Origin of the sequence: Microvirga thermotolerans (genome assembly GCF_009363855.1) — a bacterium.
GTDB classification, from domain to species: domain Bacteria; phylum Pseudomonadota; class Alphaproteobacteria; order Rhizobiales; family Beijerinckiaceae; genus Microvirga; species Microvirga thermotolerans.
Genome location: NZ_CP045423.1, coordinates 661,033 through 679,433, shown reverse-complemented (window position 1 = coordinate 679,433; position 18,401 = coordinate 661,033). Strand labels below are relative to the sequence as shown.

General features: G+C 65.3%; 14 protein-coding genes. 13 read left to right on the top strand and 1 reads right to left on the bottom strand.

Going from position 1 to position 18,401, the window contains the following annotated elements; all coding sequences use genetic code 11:
• The first annotated feature begins 76 nt into the window (after positions 1-76).
• Genes GDR74_RS03165 through GDR74_RS03155 form a run of 3 tightly spaced genes read left to right on the top strand, consistent with a single transcriptional unit; the run spans position 77 to position 2,982 of the window.
• On the top strand, positions 77-1,048 hold the full coding sequence (locus tag GDR74_RS03165; RefSeq protein ID WP_152584948.1) for an extracellular solute-binding protein: 972 nt from the start codon (positions 77-79) through the stop codon (positions 1,046-1,048).
• A gap of 33 nt (positions 1,049-1,081) precedes the next feature.
• Positions 1,082-2,101 (top strand): hypothetical protein, encoded by a 1,020-nt coding sequence (locus GDR74_RS03160; RefSeq protein WP_152584947.1) that lies wholly within the window; start codon positions 1,082-1,084, stop codon positions 2,099-2,101.
• Positions 2,098-2,982: a MurR/RpiR family transcriptional regulator gene (locus GDR74_RS03155; RefSeq protein WP_152584946.1), complete on the top strand. Its 885-nt coding sequence runs from the start codon at positions 2,098-2,100 to the stop codon at positions 2,980-2,982. Before GDR74_RS03160 ends, GDR74_RS03155 begins: the two co-directional genes overlap by 4 nt.
• Before the next feature lie 200 nt (positions 2,983-3,182).
• On the opposite strand, the gene GDR74_RS03150 is transcribed toward GDR74_RS03155, so the two are convergent.
• Complete coding sequence (locus tag GDR74_RS03150) at positions 3,183-3,959, bottom strand: SDR family oxidoreductase (protein ID WP_152584945.1); 777 nt, start codon at positions 3,957-3,959, stop codon at positions 3,183-3,185.
• Positions 3,960-4,102: 143 nt separating this feature from the next.
• Between GDR74_RS03150 and GDR74_RS03145 the strand changes: the two genes are divergently transcribed.
• The 10 genes from GDR74_RS03145 (at position 4,103) to GDR74_RS03100 (ending at position 18,400) form a co-directional block, all read left to right on the top strand.
• Entirely contained in the window at positions 4,103-5,248 is a 1,146-nt protein-coding gene (locus GDR74_RS03145; RefSeq protein ID WP_152584944.1) for a mandelate racemase/muconate lactonizing enzyme family protein, read from the top strand.
• A 10-nt stretch (positions 5,249-5,258) separates the two neighbouring features.
• On the top strand, positions 5,259-6,137 hold the full coding sequence (locus GDR74_RS18560) for a Rid family hydrolase (protein WP_152584943.1): 879 nt from the start codon (positions 5,259-5,261) through the stop codon (positions 6,135-6,137).
• Complete coding sequence (locus GDR74_RS03135) at positions 6,134-6,886, top strand: creatininase family protein (protein ID WP_152584942.1); 753 nt, start codon at positions 6,134-6,136, stop codon at positions 6,884-6,886. Before GDR74_RS18560 ends, GDR74_RS03135 begins: the two co-directional genes overlap by 4 nt.
• Before the next feature lie 276 nt (positions 6,887-7,162).
• Complete coding sequence (gene bcsN, locus GDR74_RS03130) at positions 7,163-8,122, top strand: cellulose biosynthesis protein BcsN (RefSeq protein WP_152584941.1); 960 nt, start codon at positions 7,163-7,165, stop codon at positions 8,120-8,122.
• Positions 8,123-8,236: 114 nt separating this feature from the next.
• Positions 8,237-10,450 (top strand): UDP-forming cellulose synthase catalytic subunit, encoded by a 2,214-nt coding sequence (gene bcsA, locus GDR74_RS03125; protein WP_152584940.1) that lies wholly within the window; start codon positions 8,237-8,239, stop codon positions 10,448-10,450.
• An 8-nt stretch (positions 10,451-10,458) separates the two neighbouring features.
• A complete protein-coding gene (locus GDR74_RS03120) occupies positions 10,459-13,095 on the top strand; it encodes a cellulose biosynthesis cyclic di-GMP-binding regulatory protein BcsB (RefSeq protein WP_152584939.1) in 2,637 nt (878 codons plus the stop codon).
• Positions 13,096-13,103: 8 nt separating this feature from the next.
• Complete coding sequence (locus GDR74_RS03115) at positions 13,104-14,189, top strand: family 8 glycosyl hydrolase (RefSeq protein WP_152584938.1); 1,086 nt, start codon at positions 13,104-13,106, stop codon at positions 14,187-14,189.
• A complete protein-coding gene (locus GDR74_RS03110) occupies positions 14,180-16,318 on the top strand; it encodes a tetratricopeptide repeat protein (protein ID WP_152584937.1) in 2,139 nt (712 codons plus the stop codon). The genes GDR74_RS03115 and GDR74_RS03110 overlap by 10 nt, the downstream gene beginning before the upstream one ends.
• A 106-nt stretch (positions 16,319-16,424) precedes the next feature.
• Positions 16,425-16,931 (top strand): chemotaxis protein CheW, encoded by a 507-nt coding sequence (locus GDR74_RS03105; RefSeq protein WP_152584936.1) that lies wholly within the window; start codon positions 16,425-16,427, stop codon positions 16,929-16,931.
• The gene (locus tag GDR74_RS03100) at positions 16,913-18,400 is read left to right on the top strand and encodes a CheR family methyltransferase (RefSeq protein WP_246179832.1); all 1,488 of its coding nucleotides are present in this window, start codon (positions 16,913-16,915) and stop codon (positions 18,398-18,400) included. Before GDR74_RS03105 ends, GDR74_RS03100 begins: the two co-directional genes overlap by 19 nt.
• The last annotated feature ends 1 nt before the right edge of the window (position 18,401 follow it).

The following is an 18,401-nucleotide window of genomic DNA, read 5'->3' as shown; positions in this document are numbered from 1 at the left end:
AGGTTCCGCGACTTTACAAAACTTCCAGGTTTCAGCAACATGGCGTAGCTTTGCTACTTAATCCGGGGAGGAAGGAATGCTCAAAGCGGGTTTGACGGCCGGCGTCCTGCTGGCGTCGCTCAGTGTCACGGCGATGGCTCAGGACAAGTCGGTGGTCGTCTACACGGCCCACAAGGCCTCCATCGTCGACGCGCTCGTCCCGAAATTCGAGAAGGAAACGGGGATCAAGGTCGACGTGGTGAAGGCCGGATCCGGCGACATCATCAAGCGCGTCAAGGCCGAGTCCTCGGCGCCCAAGGCCGACGTGATCTGGAGCATCGGCGGAGAGCAGCTGGAGGACAACAAGGACCTGCTGCAGACCTACACCCCCAAGGAGGACGCAGCCATCCTGCAGACCTACAAGGTGAGCCCCGAGTGGATCCCCTACACGGGCATCCTCCTCGTCATGGCGGTCAACAACAAGGAGCTGAAGCCCAACGAGTATCCCAAGACCTGGGCCGAACTCGGCGACCCCAAGTGGAAGGGCAAGATCTCCTCGGCGCGCGCGGATTCCTCCGGTTCCTCCTTCCAGCAGCTCGCGACCGTCCTGATCGCCTATGGCGACAAGGGATGGGACGTCTATAACAAGATCCTCGCCAACATGAACCTGTCGGACTCCTCCGGCGCCGTTCCCCGTTACGTGAACGACGGCGAGGCTCAGGTCGGCCTCACCCTCGAGGACAACGCCCTCGATTACGTCAAGGGCGGCGGCAACGTGGCCATCGTCTATCCGGCGGACGGCTCCTCCACGGTGGCCGACGGCGTCGCGCTGGTGAAGGGCGCGCCGCATGCCGAGAACGGCAAGGTGTTCATCGACTGGCTGCTGTCGAAACCCGTTCAGGAGCAGCTCGTGTCCGAGATCGGACGCCGTTCCGTGCGGAAGGACGTGACCGGCGCCGGCCTGAAGCCGATCAGCGAGATCAAGCTGGTCGACTACGACATCAAGAAGGTGGCTCAGCACCGCAACGAATGGATCGCCAAATGGAAGGCGGCCCTTCAGAACCGCTGAGGCCGGAACCGGGATCCCAGCGGCAGTACGAGCATGCTGATCGAGGCGTTTTCCGAGGCCAAGGACCCGTCCAGGCCTCACACCAATGAGGATCGTCTCGTGATCCTGCCGGGCCGCGCCTATGCGGTCATCGACGGGGTCACGGACCGCCTGGGGACACGCTATCACGGCATGCTGTCGGGCCAGTATGCGGCTCTGATCGTTCAGGGCGCGCTCGAGCGGATGCTGAGCGCGCCCGATCCTTCCCACGACGGACCTGCTATCGTCCGGGAGCTGACCCGGGCCATCGAGGCGGCCTATATGGCCCACGGCATGGGAGAGAAGGTGCGAGAGGACTGGAATCTGCGCCTCTCGGCGGCTCTCGCCCTCGTCCTGGTCAGGGACCGGACCCTCGACGTGATCCTCGTGGGCGACAGCGGCGTACGCCTGAACGGCACGACCGTCCTGCGGATGGAGAAGGATCTCGACCTCATCACGTCGACCCTGCGGCGCCAGGCCTGGCCCGTGATCGGCGCGAAGGTCCGGGATCGCATGGTTCAGGAGCAGCTCTCCCGCCGCATCACATGGCATGGGACGCGTCAGGCGGCGGATGCCTTCGAGGGTCTGCTCGGCCCCGAGGACCTGGCACGGATCGAGCAAAGCGCCATCCAGGCGAATGTGCGGGACCTGCCGCACGTGCCCGCCCCGTTGATCGAGCACCTCGTCACCGGCGGGATCGTCAATGCCCAGGGCCGGTATCAGAATGACGCCTCCACCGTCCTCGGCTATCCCTGCCTCGACGGCTTCCCGGTGCCGGAGAGCCTGATCCGCATCGAAAGCTTCCCCATCGAGACGATCGACACGATCGAGATCTATTCCGACGGCTATTTCCGGCTCGGCGAGGGCTTCGGCGTCGCGTCCTGGGAAACGGCCTTCGCGGAGGCGGAGCGCGAAGACCCTTCGAAGGTCATCCTCTATCCATCCCCGAAGGGCTCGACGGAATCGGCCTGGGCCGACGACAGAACCTATCTCGGCGTCCGGCTTCGCCAGGCGCCCCTTGCGAAGGCCCCATGAACCGCCCCACCAACCTGATCGAGACCATCGAGCAGCTCGCCCCCTCGCTGAAGAAGGCCGAGCGGCGGGTCGCCGACCTGGTCCTGCAGGATATCGAAGCGACCACGCGGACCAGCATCAAGGCCTTCGCCGCCCAGGCGAATGTCAGCGAGCCGACGGTGATGCGCTTCGCCCGCCGGCTCGGCTGCGACGGTTTCAGCGATTTCAAGATGCGTCTGGCGCAGGACTTCGCCGTCGGGCGCATGTACATCGAGGCCGAGCGAAAGGTTCAATCCGGCGACGCAGGGACCACCGCGCAGCGCGTCTACCAATCCGGAATGGAGGCCTTGAGCACCGCCTTCGCGAGCCTTCAGGAGCACGCGCTGAGCGAGGCCGCCACGGTGGTTGCCCACGCCTCCCGCATCGTCTGCCTCGGAGTCGGCGGCAGCTCGGCCCTCATGGCGCAGGAGATGGAGAACCGTCTCTTCCGGTTCGGGCTGCCGGCGACGGCTTCGGCCGATCCTTACAAGCAGCAGATGCTCGCCGCCATTGCCGAGAAGGACGATGCCTTCCTCATCTTCTCCGTCACGGGCAAGCCGAGCTCCCTCGTGGAGGCCGCCGGCACCGCCGCGAGCCGAGGCGCCGCCGTCATCGCCGTCACGTTGCCGGAGAGCCCGCTGGCGAGGAAGGCGACGCTCCTCCTCCCTCTCGCGATCCCGGGGGACGAGGTCCACTTCAATTTTCCCAACCGCACCCGCTACGGCCAGCTGCTCGTGATCGACTGCCTGTCGGCCCTCGTCGGCGCCATGACGCGACCGGAATCGGCGCGCAGGCTCCACCGGATCAGGCGGACGCTCCTCGCGCTCCACGGCCCCACGGAAGCGCAACCCATCGGCGACTAGAGCGGTTTGCGCTTCGATGGAATCGCACTTCGCTCAGAAGCTCTTGGTTTGCCGCATTTTCGGACTGAGAACCGGTTCCCACTTCTCCTGAAAATGCTCTAAGCATCGAGAGCATAAGCGGGAACCGGTTATGCCCGAAAAGATGCGCGCAATCAGAAGCCTGGAGCATCGGACGAGAATTCGAATTCTCGTCCGATGCTCTAAAAATCTGCGCCGCAGAACTCCCGTGCCATGGTGGCCGAGCCCACGGAGAGTCCTCCATCGACCGGAAGCACGACCCCGGTGATCATGCGTGCATCCGGGCCGAGCAGAAAGGCGGCGACGCCGGCAATGTCCTCGGGAACACAGACGTCGCCCAAGGGATACCAGCGTTTCAGACGCTCGAAGATCTCGGGGTTCTGTTCGACGCGGGCCTTCCAGGCCTGGGTCTTGACGCTTCCGGGGGCGATGGCGTTGGCGCGAATGCCATAGGCGCCGAGTTCCACCGCCAGGAAGCGGGTCAGCTGGGCGAGACCTGCCTTGGCGGCGCTGTAGGCGGGATAGCCGTAGATGCCGAATCCATTGACCGAGGAGATGTTGAGAATCGTCCCGCTGCGTCTGGCGATCATGCCGTCCTGGACCGCACTGGCGCAGCGCCATGCACCATTGAGGTTGAGTTCGATGTCGGAAAGCCACGCGTCCTCCGATGTCGTCCGCAAGGTCGGACTCACGACGCCGCCGGCGTTGTTCACGAGAACGCCGATGGGGCCGAGAGTCTTCTCCACCTGCGCGATGGCGCCTCGGACGGACACTCCGTCCGTTACGTCCGCAACGACGGGGAGCAGGTTCTCCGATGGCCCGAGCGCATCGACGGCACGATCCAAGGCGCCCGCATCCCTGTCCAGAATCGCCACGCGATGCCCGTCTCTCAGAAATCGCGCGCACAAGGCCCGGCCGATATCGCCCGCGCCCCCCGTGACCACAATGATCCGACTCATCCGCTCGCCTCCACGCCCGCAATGCCTATGAAATGTAGCACAATAAAAATATCAGGTCGCGCACCCTGTCCTTTACGACAAAATTCGTTGTTTAACTACTTTTTTCCACTTAAGCTCGCCTCGCTCCTCCACGCCGGTGCACCATGGATTCCAACGCCAAAACCATTGTCCGCTTCGACTACGAAGAAGTGATCGTTCCCGCCCATCCGGGCGTCATCAACTCCGATAGCCTGAGCAAGCCGCTCCACATGCTGCCGGTCGGCGGCAAGAAGGCCTGGTCCGTGCAGTTCGACGAGTTGCCGAAGCTCATCCTTCGAATGACCCTGAAGGACGGAACGGTCGGCCTGTCCGAGTTCTACCGGGATCACAACTGGTCGGTCGTCGAGAGCGTCTCGGCGATGCTTCTCGGCCGGAGCATCGCGGACCTGCCGCTGCAGGATCTCCCGATCGCCCTGTGCAGGGAATATGACGGCTTCGAATGCGCGATCTGGGACGCCTATGCGAAATCGCTTGGCATTCCCCTGCATCGCCTCCTCGGAGGCGCCGTCCGCGACCGCGTAAAGATCAGCGCCTGGTCCAGCCATCGCACCGTGGACGAGATCGGCCCCTGGGTGAAGCAGTATCACGATCAGGGATTCGACTGCATCAAGTTCAAGTGCGACCTGGAGGACGACGTCGTCGCCTGGTGCGTGGAGATCAAGAAGCATGCGCCGGGGATGAAGGTGATCTTCGACCCGAACCAGCGCTGGGAGAATGCGGGGAATGCCCGGCCGATCATCCGGGACCTGGAGAAGATCGGAAACGTTCTTCTCCTCGAGGATCCGATCCAGCGCTGGATGATCCAGGATTACGCGCATCTTCGCCAGTTCAGCGCCATACCGATCGCCCTGCACGTGTCGCTGCCTTATGTCTTCCAGGGACAGCGCCCCTACGAAGCGGTCAACGCCGTCGCCCATGGCGCGGTCGACGGCTTCAACTTCAACGGTGGCCTTGCCAAGTTCAAGACTCTCGCCGACTTCGCCGCCACGGCCGGCCTCCCCTGCTGGCACGGCTCGGAGGTGGATCTCGGCATTCTGGAGGCGATGTATGTGCACCAGAGCGCCGCGGCGGCGAGTTGCGTCTGGCCGAGCGACATCTTCGGCCGCATGATCCGCTCCCACGATCTTCTCGAGACCCCGCTCGTCATCGAGCCGCCGTATGTCCGGCTTCCGGACGGACCGGGCCTCGGAATCGAGCTCGACGAGGAGGCGATCCGCCGGTTCAAGGTCTCCGAGCGGACGATTCGATAGGCGACGCATCATGAGCGACACGAATCCTTTTTCCCCCGCCGACACGGCCCGCCATGCCATCTGGGAGATGCTGGTCCGCCGCGACATCGAGGCGTTCGTCGCCGGAGACTGGGACGCGCATTTCCGGGATTTCGCTGCGGATGTCTTCTTCGGAATCGATGCCCGCTTCTCCGACAACCCAGACAGCTGGCGCGTGACCTATGCGGACATCGCCCGCTACAGGGAGGCCTGGCTCGCGGGAGCGAAGGAGTTGAAGGGCCGGATCCCTGACGAGAAGCTGCGCAGGTCCATCTTCGATCTCACCAGCCTGCGGGACATCGAGATCCTGGGCGATTTCGCGCTGGCCCGAAAGAAGTTCGACGGCACCATCCGCCTGGACGACGGCGAGAGCGTAACCCTGCGCTGGCAGACGCAGTACTTCTGCAGGCAGGTCGAAGGCCGGTGGCGCATCGCCGGCTTCCTGGGATACCTTCCGAATCCCATGGGCCGCACGATCCCCGCGCCCGAGACCGTCAAGCGGACCGTTCCGGCGCCGCAGCCCCCGGGGCACGGCCCCTACTCTCCCGTCATCGAGGTCGCCCCCGGCCGGATCGTCGTGATCTCGGGTCAGGCGGCGACCGGCCCCGATGGCAGGACCGTCGGGACGGACATTCGCGCACAGGCGCGAGCAACCATCGAGAACTGCGCGGAACAGCTGCGCCATGCCGGCTGCGGTCTCGCAGACGTGTTCAAGGTCAATGTCTACCTGAAGGACCTGGACGACTGGCCCGCCTTCAACGAGGTCTATGCCGAGATGATGCCTCGGCCTCTCCCGGTCAGGACCGCCGTTCAGGCCGGTCTTCTCAGGGACTTCGTCGTGGAAATCGAACTCTGGGCGGCAAGGCCATGAGATGGGAGAAGCTCACGTCGCAGGAGATCGGCCGTCTCGATCGAACGATCCCGGTCGTCATGAACATCGCGGCCATCGAGCAGCATGGCCCGCACCTGCCCCTCGATACCGATGCGCGCATCGGAGGCCATTTTCTGGAGGAGTTGGACAGGAGGCTTGGCGAGAGCGTGCTCATTCTGCCACCGGTCGTGGTCTGCGCCTCCGAGCATCACATGGACTTCCCCGGCACGCTCACGGTGCAGCATCAGACCCTGCTCGCCTACGTGTCCGACATCCTCTCCGCCGTCGCCGCCCATGGCTTCACGAACATCCTCCTTTTCAACAGCCATGGCGGCAATCAGGGCATCGGCCAGGTCATCGTGGAGAGCTTCGGCGCGCGCCACCGGAACTGCCGGGTGGGCCTCCTGACCTGGTGGCGGATTGCGACCGACGCCCTGGCGAAGGTGCAGGAGAGCGGGTTCGGGGGCGTCGGGCATGCCTGCGAGTTCGAGACCTCGCTGATGCTTCACATCGACGGGACGTCCGTCCGCAAGGACAGGATCCCCGGCCATAGCCACGTCATGACCTACGACTGGGCGAATTCCGACCTGCTCAGAGGAGGACGCGGCTCCCTCTTCCGCACCATGGCGGAGATTTCGGGAGGGTCGGGAGTGGTCGGCGACCCAAGCCTCGCATCGGCCGAGAAGGGAGCTGCGATCAGCCGGATCGTCGTGGAGGCGCTCTGCGAGATCGTCCGTTCCCTTCGCTGATCGGTCGGCCCCTTGCGGGCCGATTCGAATTTCGAGTTCCCCATCAATCTGCCGCCACGGACCACGCCGGTTCCGTGGCGGTTCCGTTGGGGCGCTCACCCACGGCGGAAATCGTGGATCGCACCTGTCTTTAAGGAAAGTTTCACCCTTCGTTAACCATGTTTGGCCATGTCTAGTTAGGCATTTCATCCGGCCGAGGTGAGGGGAGACCGCCATGCAGCCTTTTTCTCGTTGCGGTCGTCTCAGCTGACGGTCGACGCCAGCCCCGCCATAGACATGTTGTTTCACATCGGCATCACCTCGACAGTCCCGGACGCCCGGCCCCGGCGCGACGGCCCCCGCGGGTCGGCCCGCAGGGTTGTCGGCGCGTTCAAGGCTTTGTCGATTGCGATTCCGGCGGTGCTGGCGGGATGCTCGACGCAATCCGAACTTCGCTTCGCCACCCCCATGACCGAGGTGCCTGCCTCAAAGGCATTGATCCTGCCGCCGCCGGGCGGTCCGGCGGTCGTGGCCGTCCTGCAACGCACCTACAGGAATGGCGTCTCGCAGGAGATCGCCCTGTCCACGGCCTCGGCGGCGGTGGGGCAGAATGCGTTCTATGTAAGCCTCGTGAACGACCTGGAGGTGCCGTCGGAAAACGACGACGTCCTCAAGATCAGGCCGATCTCGCCGGATCGCATTCAGAGCGAGATGGACGAGCGCGTGCCGGGCGTCGATATGCGGACGTCCCTCTTCTACGTCCAGAACAAGTATGGTCCGTTCGGCTTCGCCACAGGCCGTTCCGCAGCAGGAGACGTATGCCTCTATGCGTGGCAGCGGATCGAGCCGAACAAGCCGGCGATCCTGACGCCCGGCGGCATCGTCTCGGTGCGGCTGCGTCTGTGCGACGCGGACGCTACCGAGGAGCAGCTGCTTCGGACCATGTACGCCTTCACCATCTCCGCCTACTATTCCTCCGTGGGGTGGAATCCCTACGGCGAGCCGCCCCCCGTTCCCCCGCATCTCGGAGGTCTGGATGCGCCCCTGTTCCCTATCGGGATGGCGGCCGGAGCCGCGACCGACTTCGGACTGGGGACCCGCAGCCCCCCTCCCGCTGAAAGGATGGCGCCCGCCCCGCGCCCGGCAGCACCAAGGCCGAGGGCCCGCCCCGTCCCCTCGGCTCCGCTGCCATCCGCCCCTCCCGCGGAGCCTCGCCGTCCGCTCGAAGGATACCCCGTCGTGCCGCCGCCCCCCTAGCCAGGGGATTCCGGGAGCTGCGGAATGCCGCTGAGATAACGATAGACCCCTTTGCCTGCTTAGATTATGCGTACCGCGTGACGTAGAGAAACCACACAAGAGATCGATAAACCGATGAAGAAGGGTCTGATTGTAGCCTTTTGGGCCGTGGCGGCTACTTTGATCCTCTTGCTGGTTGCCTTGCCGATCAGTCTTCAGGCGCATCTCATCGCAGGACTCGTCGTCGTTTCCTGCATGATCGTGCTGAAGTTCTTTCGAGCGCAGGGTGTCTGGCGGCTCATCGCCCTCGCCCTCGGAACGGCGATCGTCCTGCGTTACGTGTTCTGGCGGACGACGAGCACTCTCCCGCCCATCACCGAGCTGACGAACTACATTCCGGCCCTGCTGCTCTACGTCGCGGAGATGCTCTGCGTCGTCATGCTGTTTCTCAGCCTGTTCGTGGTGTCGAGTCCCCTGCCCTCCCGCCGCCCTCCGCGCCTCGACGAGGAAAACCTTCCCTCCGTCGACGTTTTCGTCCCCTCCTACAACGAGAGCGCCAGCCTCCTCGCCTCCACGCTCGCGGCCGCGAAGGCCATGAACTACCCGGCCGACAAGCTGACGGTCTGGCTTCTCGACGACGGCGGAACCGACCAGAAATGCCAATCGACCGACAAGGCCCAGGCGGAGGAGGCACGGGCGCGGCGGGCGGAGCTCCAGGCCCTCTGCGCCGCTCTCGACGTGAAGTATCTGACCCGGGCGAAGAACCTGCACGCCAAGGCGGGAAACCTGAACAACGGGCTCGAGCATTCGACCGGCGACCTCGTCGCGGTCTTCGATGCGGATCATGCGCCGGCCCGCAGCTTCCTGGAGGAAACGGTCGGGTACTTCAGCACGGAAAAGAACCTCTTTCTCGTGCAGACGCCGCATTTCTTCATCAACCCGGATCCGCTCGAACGCAACCTCGGAACGTTCGAAACGATGCCGTCGGAGAACGAAATGTTCTACGGCATCATCCAGCGGGGCCTGGATCGGTGGAACGGCGCCTTCTTCTGCGGATCCGCAGCCCTGCTCCGCCGCGAGGCGCTGCTCGAAACGAACGGGTTCAGCGGCATCAGCATCACCGAGGACTGCGAAACCGCGCTCGAACTGCACGCCCGCGGCTGGAAGAGCATCTATGTCGACAAGCCCCTGATCGCCGGGCTTCAGCCCGATACCTTCGCCAGCTTCATCGGCCAGCGGTCCCGCTGGGCGCAAGGCATGATCCAGATCATGCGTTACCGCTTCCCGCCCTTCAAGCGCGGCCTCACGCTCGCCCAGCGCCTTTGCTACACGTCGAGCATGATGTTCTGGCTCTTCCCCTTCACAAGGTTCTGCTTCCTGGTATCGCCGCTCTGCTATCTCTTCTTCTCTCTTGAAATCTTCACCGCATCGGGGGGCGAGTTCCTCGCCTATACCTCGACCTACATGATGGTGAACTTCATGATGCAGAACTACCTCTACGGTCGTTACCGCTGGCCGTGGATCTCGGATCTGTATGAATTCATCCAGACGGTCTATCTCCTTCCCGCCGTCCTGTCGGTCATCGCCAATCCCAGCAAGCCTACCTTCAAGGTCACCGCGAAGAACGAGTCCATGAGCCAGAGCCGCGTCTCGGAACTGGGCGCGCCCTTTTTCATCATCTTCGGCCTGCTCGTTCTCGGTGTCGTCGCGACGGTGGTGAGGCTGTGGGCCGAGCCCTACAAGGCCGACGTCACCCTGGTGACGGGGGCGTGGAATCTTCTCAACCTGATCATCGCAGGCTGCGCGCTAGGGGTCGTCTCCGAGCGTGGGACGCGGCGGCAGAGCCATCGCGTCCGCGTCCAGCGTCAATGCCGCTTCATCATGGGCGACAAGATCGTCGACGCGACGATTCGCGACGTATCGGTGGGCGGCATCAGCCTGCGCCTGTCACAATCGGCTCTCCCGGGCCTCAAGAAGGGAGCTCTCGGGACCCTCGAGTTCACGCCCTATTCCGATCTGCCCCTCAATCAGCTGCCGATGGAGGTCCGGAAGATGAGCATGGACGAGAAGGGAGTTCTGATCGGCTGCCGCTTCCTGACCGAGACGCCCGAGCACCACCGCCTGATCGCCGATCTCGTCTTCGCCAATGCGGATCAATGGAGCGAATTCCAGAAGCGCCGGCATCAGGATATCGGCATTCTGCGCGGCACCATCTGGTTCTTCTCGGTCGCGGCCTACCAGACGGGGCGCGGCCTCGCCTATCTCCTTGGACTTCAGAAGCTCGGAACCCCCGAGCAGGGGACGGATTCCGTGTCGCCTGCCGCCGGACCGGCGCCCGTGGCAAAGTAGAGGCGGACGTGCGCACGCTCCCGATCTTTCTTCTCCTCCTCGTCGCGCTTGCAGCCGGTCCGGCCTTCGCCCAACCGGCGCCGTTCAGCATGACGCCGGACAAGCCAAGTGCCGCGCCGAGCGGCACGGGGGCGCCGCCCGCTTCTCCTGCCCCCCCGCAGCCGTCCGCGCCGGCAGCACCCTCCGCCGCCCCCTTCGACATGCGAACCCAGCCGCCCGCGGCGGAACCTGCCACCCGCCCTCCCGCGCAGGGCCAGGGCTCTCCGGCGCCATTCGAGATGTCGCCCCAGAATGCCCGTCCGCCGGCGCAGGCAGGCACGTCGCCCTCCGGTGCCGGAGCGCTCCTGAACCCCGGCGCGATCGGTCGGCCTGCCGTCCAGGCCACGCCCCGAGGCATCTCCGCGCCTACGCGGGGCACGACACGTCCCCTGCTGCCGTTCAGCACCATCCGCTTCGAGGGCGAAACGGATTCGCGCAGCTGGGCGTTCTTTCTGACGCAGGACGAAGCGGCGAGCGGATCGAGTTTGTCCATCGGCTACAAGAACGCCGTCGTGGTCATGCCGGAGGCATCCCATCTCAGGATCGTCATCAACGGCGAAACGTTGACCGAGATCCCGATTGTCTCCTCGCAGGGAATCAAGCGTGTCGTCGTTCCCATTCGCCAGGGGCTCCTCAGGACCGGGCAGAACCTCATCCGCATGGATGCAACGCAGCGCCATCGGACCGACTGTACCATCAAGGCGACCTATGAATTGTGGACGGAGCTCGACTCCGCATCCACGAGCATCATGTTCGCCGAGGGTGCGCCGCGGACGATCCGCAGCCTGGAGGACCTCCCCGCCATCGGCCTCGACGCTTTCGGGGTCACGACGATCCGCATGATCGCTCCGCGCATCTATCGTCCGGAAATTCGCGACCGCCTGCTGCGTCTGGCCCAGTTCGTCGCCCTGCGCGGCCGCTATGCGCATCCCGTCATCCAGGTTCTGGAGACGGATCCTGGCCCCTCGCCGGTCGGCACCCTCAAGGTCGTCATGGGAATCGCAGGGGAGCTGCGCGGAATCACGGCGGCCGTACCCGACGCAGCAACGATCCAGCCGCTTGCTCTCATGATGCAGGATCCAGGTTCCACGGCTCCCTATCTGCTCGTCTCCGGCCCGACCTGGAACGATCTGGACAGCGCCATCAACATCGTCGGCGGCCAAGGCTTTGCCAGCGGCAACGCCAGCGAGCGCGGCACGGTCGACACGGCTTCGTGGCTCTGGCCCGAGGCGCCGACGGTGCTGGGAGGGCGCCAGCTCCGCTTCTCGGACCTCGGAATTCCGACTCAGGAGTTCTCCGGACGCCGGTTCAGGGCGCGGTTCACCATCAACCTTCCCTCCGATTTCTATGCCACCGACTACGGCGAGGCCACCCTCTACCTGGATGCAGCCCATTCGACCGCGGTTCAACCCGGGAGCCGCATCGACATCTATGTGAACGACCGGATCAGCGCGACGATGACCATTACGTCGCGGGGCAACATTTTCCGCCGTCATCCGATCCGCATCCCGATGCGGAATTTCAAGCCGGGTCTCAACCACTTCACCTTCGAGACGATCCTCCTGACCGCCGCGGACGAACGCTGCGTCCCGGGCGAGACGCTATCGGAAACGAGCCGTTTCGCCCTTTTCGACTCGACCTCTCTCTACATCCCAACCTTCGGGCGCATCGGCAGGATGCCGGATCTTTCGACCCTGAGCACCGGCGGCTTTCCTTCTGGAGACATGCCGGCGGCCGTCGTTCTTGCACGTCAGGATGCGTTGAACTACTCGGCTGCGGGAACGCTCCTCGCACGCATGGCGCGCGACGCAAATGCCCCCGTGCGAGCCTATTTCGTCAATGCCGCGAGCGCCGGCGACGTTTCGGCGATCCACGTAGGCGCCATGGACCAGTTGCCTTCGGGGCTGCTCTCGCGGGTCAACGTCTCCGATAACCTGCGCAATGTCTGGCAGCCCGGACCGGCCCCGAACTGGACCTATCCGACCGCTGCACGGCCGGACGCTCCGAGCCGCTCTCCTCTGAGAACGGCATCCGCCGCGCCGGCAGCGCGCGGCACAGCCGATCAGGCCGAGCCGCCCTCCACCGACGAGATCCGCCGCCGCTGGGCGGAAACCCTGCAACGCCGGGGGGTCCTGCAGCAGACCCTGGAATCCTTCACGGACTGGATGGAGAGCACGTTCAATCTCTCTCTGGCGAAGCTGACCCTGGAGGACAGGAAGGACCGTCCCTACGAGCCGCCGCAGCGCGCGGTGCTCCTCCTTGCGCAGAGCCGCGCGGAAGGACCCGGGACCCGGACGCTGATCACGGCCCGTACGGAGGAAGCCCTTGCGGAAGAGATGATCCGGCTGACCCACCCCATGGTCTGGACCCAGGTTTCCGGGCGGGCGGTCGCCCTCGATCCGGTGGAAGACAAGCTCGAGATCGCGCCGGTCGACAGCTACACTTTCTTTCCGACCCAGCCGCTCTCGTTCATGAACCTGCGCCTCGTCGCTGCGAACTGGATGTCCATCAACATCCTTCAGTACGCGCTTCTGCTGGTGGCGTGCTGTACCCTGCTTGGAGCTGCGACCTATCTCCTCTTGAACCGACTGGGCCGCGATCGATGAGAAAGTTCATGCACGGCTGTGCCTATCGGCTGCTTGGCCCCGCACTGGCGCTCGTCCTGATTCTGGGCCTCGTCCCTTCTGCCCGGAGCGCGGCCGTGGAGCAGCTCAAGATCTCGGGTTTCGTCTCTTCGTCCCTCTGGGATGCCTACCGCACCCGGTTCGTCGAAGAGCCGGGCCGGGTGGTCGACAACACGAACGGCAACATCAGCCACAGCGAAGGACAGGGCTACGGCCTGCTCCTGGCCTTTGCCGCGGGAGACCGCGCGACCTTCGAGAAGATCTGGACCTTCACCTACACGGAGTTCCTGATCCGGGACGATGGGCTCGCCGTATGGAAATGGGATCCCGCCGCAACGCCCCATGTGACGGATCGCAACAACGCGACGGACGGAGACATCCTGATCGCCTATGCGCTGGCGAAAGCCGGCGCAGCCTGGCAGGATTCCCGCTACACCCAGGCCGCGCAGAAGCTCGCACGGGCGATCGGCAAGGCGACGATCGCGAAGAACGGCGGCTTTCCCTTCCTGCTGCCGGGGGTCAAAGGCTTCAGTCAGGCGGATCGCAGGGATGGCCCGGTGGTGAATCTGTCCTACTGGGTCTTCGAGGCCTTTCCGGCTCTGGCGACCCTGGCGCCGGAATACGACTGGAGCGGCGTCTGGCGGGAGGGTCTCGTCCTGCTCCAGCAGGCCACGGCAGGCAAGACCCATCTTCCTGCGGACTGGCTGTCCATTCGAAACCGCATGCTGCCTCGCACGGCCGAAGGGTTCGATCCCGAATTCGGTTACAACTCGTTAAGGATACCGCTTTACTTGTTGAGGGCGGGAATGGCCGACGTGGACTGGCTGAAGACGCTCAGGCAGCGCTGGATCGTGGACCAGGAAGGGGTCGCCGTCGTCAATGTCGTGACGGGAGAGATCCGGGAGCGCCTGACGGACCAAGGCTATGTCGCTCTGTCTGCCCTTCTCGCCTGCGCGCTGGACGGAACGAAGGTCCCGGAGTCCCTGAAGACCTTCGAGCCGCAATTCTACTATCCGGCGAGTCTGTACCTGCTGTCGATGTCGTTGATCGGTGAAAAATACCCGCAATGCCTTTAACCCGCGGCATGATGGCGCTTCTGGTGGTGGGCCTCGCCTTCGCGGCGCTGGCGCAGCAGTCCGGCTCGCCCTCGTCCGCGCAGAAGACGGACGCAGGCTCGCCCCCGCCACCCCGCCGGGAGGTGGATGAATCCGCGCTGCGCTACTTCGCCTCCCAGGGCGATACCCGCCGGGTCGACGCGGAAATCGCAAGGCTGCGGGCGCTCTACCCGGATTGGACGCCGCCTGCGGACCTGTCGCAGCTGGTCGGCGGCGGCGGCGCCGTGAACGATCCGGAGGTGGATCGCCTCTGGAGCCTCTACACGGAGAACCGCTTCAGCGAGGCACGCGCCGCCATCGCCGCACGCCAGGCGGCGGATCCGCAATGGAAACCTCCGCAGGACCTCCTCGCCGCGCTCGACGTGGCCGAAGCGCGGAAGCGCCTCGTGAATGCATCCGACAACGGCCAGTGGCGCACGGTCCTCTCGATCGCGACCGAAACGCCGTCCCTGCTGACCTGCGCGAACGTCGATTCGCTTTGGCGCGTGGCCGAGGCATTCGCCAAGACGAACCAGCCCAACCGGACGCGCGACGTCTATACCTACATCCTGAGCAACTGCGCCAATCCGGCCGAGCGCCTGGGTACCCTGCAGAAGGCCCTTGCGCTTCTCGATGAGGCGCAGGTCACGGACCTGCTCAGGTACGAGCGCAAGGGCGGCGATCACCCGGACGACTTCGGCTCCATCCGCGACGAGCTGGCGCGCAGGCGCGTGGCCAAGGCCGCCACCGACGGCAAACTCACCGCATCGGCGGAGAATCTCGCCGTTGTGGAGCGTCTGGCGGAGGGCGAGACCGAGCCCGGCAATGCCATCCTGCTCGGCTACTACAACTACCACCACAAGAATCCCGAGAAGGCGCTGAACTGGTTCAAGACGGCGCTCGACCGCGGCGGCGGCGAAAAGGCCGCCGAGGGATATGCCCTTGCCCTGCGCGACCTCAACCGCCTGGTGGAAGCGGAAGCCTTCGCCTACGAGTGGCGGGACAAGGCTCCCGAGAACATGCAGGTGTACCTCGACATCGCGACGGCCCTGTTGAGCCAGGATCCGCCGCTCCGCCTCGATCCGAAGGTCGTCGCCCGCATCGTTCCGGCAGTTACGAAAGCCCGTTCCGCGAACGGCGCCCAGGCGCTCGGCTGGTATTCCTACAACACCGAACAGTTCCGAACCGCGCGGGAATGGTTCGAGGAAGCCCTGGGCTGGAAAGCGGACGACGAGCCGTCCGCCTATGGCATCGCGCTCGTGAGCCAGCGGCTGAACGACCGGGCCCGATTCAGCGCGATCGTGTCGCAATGGCGCTCGCGCTCTCAGCGGATCGCGGACCTGGCGGATGGAATCGCACGCCCCCGCACGGGCCAAACCGCGCCGCAGGCCTTGTCGCCACCCGAACCCGAGCCCCTGCCCGCGCGCACGACCGCCGTCGAGCGGACAGTCCCGTCTCCCGGGCCGCCGCCGGAAAGGGCGCGCCGGGTCGAGGAAACGCGCATGGCCGCCTACGACCGAATCGTGGCGCAGCAGGAACGCCAGATCCAGAGCAGTCGTCGCGCCGTCAACCCGGCAAATGCGCGCCGGACCTGCACGGCAACGCGCGATCCGAGCACCCTGTCCGCGCCCGCGGCCCTCAACCTCGGATGGTGCCTGATGGAGCTGAACCGCCCGCTCGAGGCGGCCGCCGCCTTCGATCAGGCCCTGAGGGTGGGAAATCCGACGACACGGGAAGATGCGGCCTACGGCAAGGCGCTCGCCTACCTGCGCAAGGACCTGACGGGAGAGGCCGCGGTCGCGGCGGCGCAGGCGCCCCAGTCCCTGACGCGCAGAACCGAGCTGAGCGCCGCCATTCTCTCCCAGCGCGCGGTCGCTGCCTACCGCGACGGGCGATGGGTCGACGTCATCCTGATCCTGGGCGAGCGTGCCCGCATCGTCCCCGAGCAGAACGACCTCATGCTGCTGCGCGGCTGGTCCTATTTCAAGCTCGGGCGCTACGACGACGCAGCAAGGGTCTTCCGGGCGGTCCAGCAGACGGGTTATTCGGACGAGGCCAGCGTCGGGCTCAACGCGATCATGGAGATCACCGGGCAGATCCGCCAGTACTGATCGTCGGATTTCCGCCCGTACAACCGTTGCAGGACGTGCCCATCTGCCCGATATAGGAGCGTCGGGGGCCTCCCCGGTTCCGTTCCCGACGCTCGAGCCGCGAGCCATGGCAAGACTGCAAGTCGTTCTCTTCCATACATGCGGTATGGAATGCGCACTGCGCCGCGATGCGGTGCGGGAGCTGCTGCCCGTTCCCCACCTCCAGCGCCCCCCGGGACTCCCGCGCCCTGTCGCCGGGTTCTTCAACCTGAGCGGCGCCGCCGTTCCCGTGGTCCGGCTCGATGTTCTGTTCGGCCTCGAAGGGGCGGAGCTCTCGCCCGAGGCCGGTCTTTACCGCCACCTGATCCTCGTCGGCGACCCTGTGGCCGATCTGCCTACGGCGCTTCTCGTGGACCGTGTCGAGGACGTGGTGGAGATCTCATCCCCGCAAGTCTTTCCCGTGCACGAGCGCGGAACGCTGAACGGCTGCGTCGAGGCTGAGATCGAGACCGGCGGACGGCTCATCCCCCTCCTCTCTCCCCAGCGCATCCTCATGGCGGAGGAGCGCCAGGCGCTCGCCGAGCTGAGCCGCCAGGCGCAGAATCGTCTCGGCACATGGGCGGTCACGGCCTGATGGCGGGGAAACCCGCAGCCCCGTTGAATCTCGATGCCGGTTTTGTTGCCCTGAAGAACCAGGTCATCGAACGGACGGGGCATTTCTACTACCACGACAAGGACGACCTCCTCTGGGAGCGCATCCGGAAGCGGCTGCGGGCAACAGGCTGCCGCGACAGCATCGATTATCTGGAACGTCTCAACGATCCGGCGCTCGGTCCTGCGGAATGGGCCCGCCTCGAGGCCGAGATCACCATCGGCGAGACCTTCTTCTTCCGCTATGCGGAACAATTCGCGGCCCTGCGCGAGCGAATTCTGCCTGAGATCGTCGAGCGCCGCCGCTCCGACCGGCGCCTGCGGATCTGGAGCGCAGGATGCGCCACGGGCGCCGAGCCCTATTCGGTCGCCATTCTGCTGAAGCAGCTTCTCGGGGACGATCTGGAGAACTGGCGCGTCGCCATCATCGGATCGGACATCAACGAGGCCTTTCTGGACACGGCGCGCCAGGCCGAGTTCGGCCGCTGGGCCCTGCGGACCCTCTCGCCCGAGGACAGGGCCGCATATTTCGAGCCTTCGGGCGACAGGGACCGGCTGCGGCTGAGGAAGGAGTTCCGGTCGCTCGTCCGGTTCGAGCGCCATAATCTCCTGAGCCTGCTCGAGGGAACGTCGCCGCTGCAGTTCACGGAGTTCGACCTCGTTTTGTGCCGGAACGTCCTGATCTACTTTCATCCCGATACGGCGATCCGGATCGTCAGGGCCCTGAGCGACACGCTCCGGGAGGGAGGATGGATGCTTCTGGGCCATGCCGAGCCCAACCCTGCCTTCGCGTCCTTCCTGAAGGTGCTCAACCTTCCTGGAACCGTCGCCTACCGGCGCGGATCGCAGGAGGCCGAAGGGCAAGGAACGCCGTTCTCCGAGATCGCTTCTCTCCTCGCGCTCCCATCCCATACGCCCCCTTCCTGTGCCCCCCTGCCCCGCCCCGCGCGACGCCCGCCCGAGAGGAAGCCCGCTCCCCGGCCCGTCCGCCCCCTGTTTCCCGTCGCCGGACAGGCTCCGGCAGCTCTGCCTCGATGCCCCGACTCCATCCTTGCCGAGGTGCGCGCCCTTGCCGATTCAGGCCGGTTCCGAGAGGCGGAAGACCTGTGTCGGAAAGCCCTTGCGGCCCAGCCCCTCAGCCCGGCGCTGCACTTTTACGAGGGATTGATCGCCCAGGCCCTTGAAAAGCCCGCCGCCGCCGAGGAGGCCTTTCGCCGAAGCATCTATCTCGATAAGAGCTTTGCCATGGCCCATTACCACCTCGGGCTCCTGCTCGTGGCCGACGGGCGCCGTGGAGCGGGCCGGCGGTCTCTGGCCAATGCGGGGAGAATCGCGTCCGGGCTGCCGGGGGAGACGGTTCTCGACGAGGCCGATGGGATCACGGCCGAGGAGATGCGCGGCCTTGTCCGCCTGCACCTCAGGGCCGTAAGCCGGCCGGAAAAAGGAGAGTGAC

Coding starts and splice junctions, on each gene's coding strand:
- GDR74_RS03165 (WP_152584948.1), top strand. CDS start 77: ATGCTCAAAGCGGGTTTGACGGCCGGCGTCCTGCTGGCGTCGCTCAGT.
- GDR74_RS03160 (WP_152584947.1), top strand. CDS start 1,082: ATGCTGATCGAGGCGTTTTCCGAGGCCAAGGACCCGTCCAGGCCTCAC.
- GDR74_RS03155 (WP_152584946.1), top strand. CDS start 2,098: ATGAACCGCCCCACCAACCTGATCGAGACCATCGAGCAGCTCGCCCCC.
- GDR74_RS03150 (WP_152584945.1), bottom strand. CDS start 3,959: ATGAGTCGGATCATTGTGGTCACGGGGGGCGCGGGCGATATCGGCCGG.
- GDR74_RS03145 (WP_152584944.1), top strand. CDS start 4,103: ATGGATTCCAACGCCAAAACCATTGTCCGCTTCGACTACGAAGAAGTG.
- GDR74_RS18560 (WP_152584943.1), top strand. CDS start 5,259: ATGAGCGACACGAATCCTTTTTCCCCCGCCGACACGGCCCGCCATGCC.
- GDR74_RS03135 (WP_152584942.1), top strand. CDS start 6,134: ATGAGATGGGAGAAGCTCACGTCGCAGGAGATCGGCCGTCTCGATCGA.
- bcsN (WP_152584941.1), top strand. CDS start 7,163: ATGTTGTTTCACATCGGCATCACCTCGACAGTCCCGGACGCCCGGCCC.
- bcsA (WP_152584940.1), top strand. CDS start 8,237: ATGAAGAAGGGTCTGATTGTAGCCTTTTGGGCCGTGGCGGCTACTTTG.
- GDR74_RS03115 (WP_152584938.1), top strand. CDS start 13,104: ATGCACGGCTGTGCCTATCGGCTGCTTGGCCCCGCACTGGCGCTCGTC.
- GDR74_RS03110 (WP_152584937.1), top strand. CDS start 14,180: ATGCCTTTAACCCGCGGCATGATGGCGCTTCTGGTGGTGGGCCTCGCC.
- GDR74_RS03105 (WP_152584936.1), top strand. CDS start 16,425: ATGGCAAGACTGCAAGTCGTTCTCTTCCATACATGCGGTATGGAATGC.
- GDR74_RS03100 (WP_246179832.1), top strand. CDS start 16,913: ATGGGCGGTCACGGCCTGATGGCGGGGAAACCCGCAGCCCCGTTGAAT.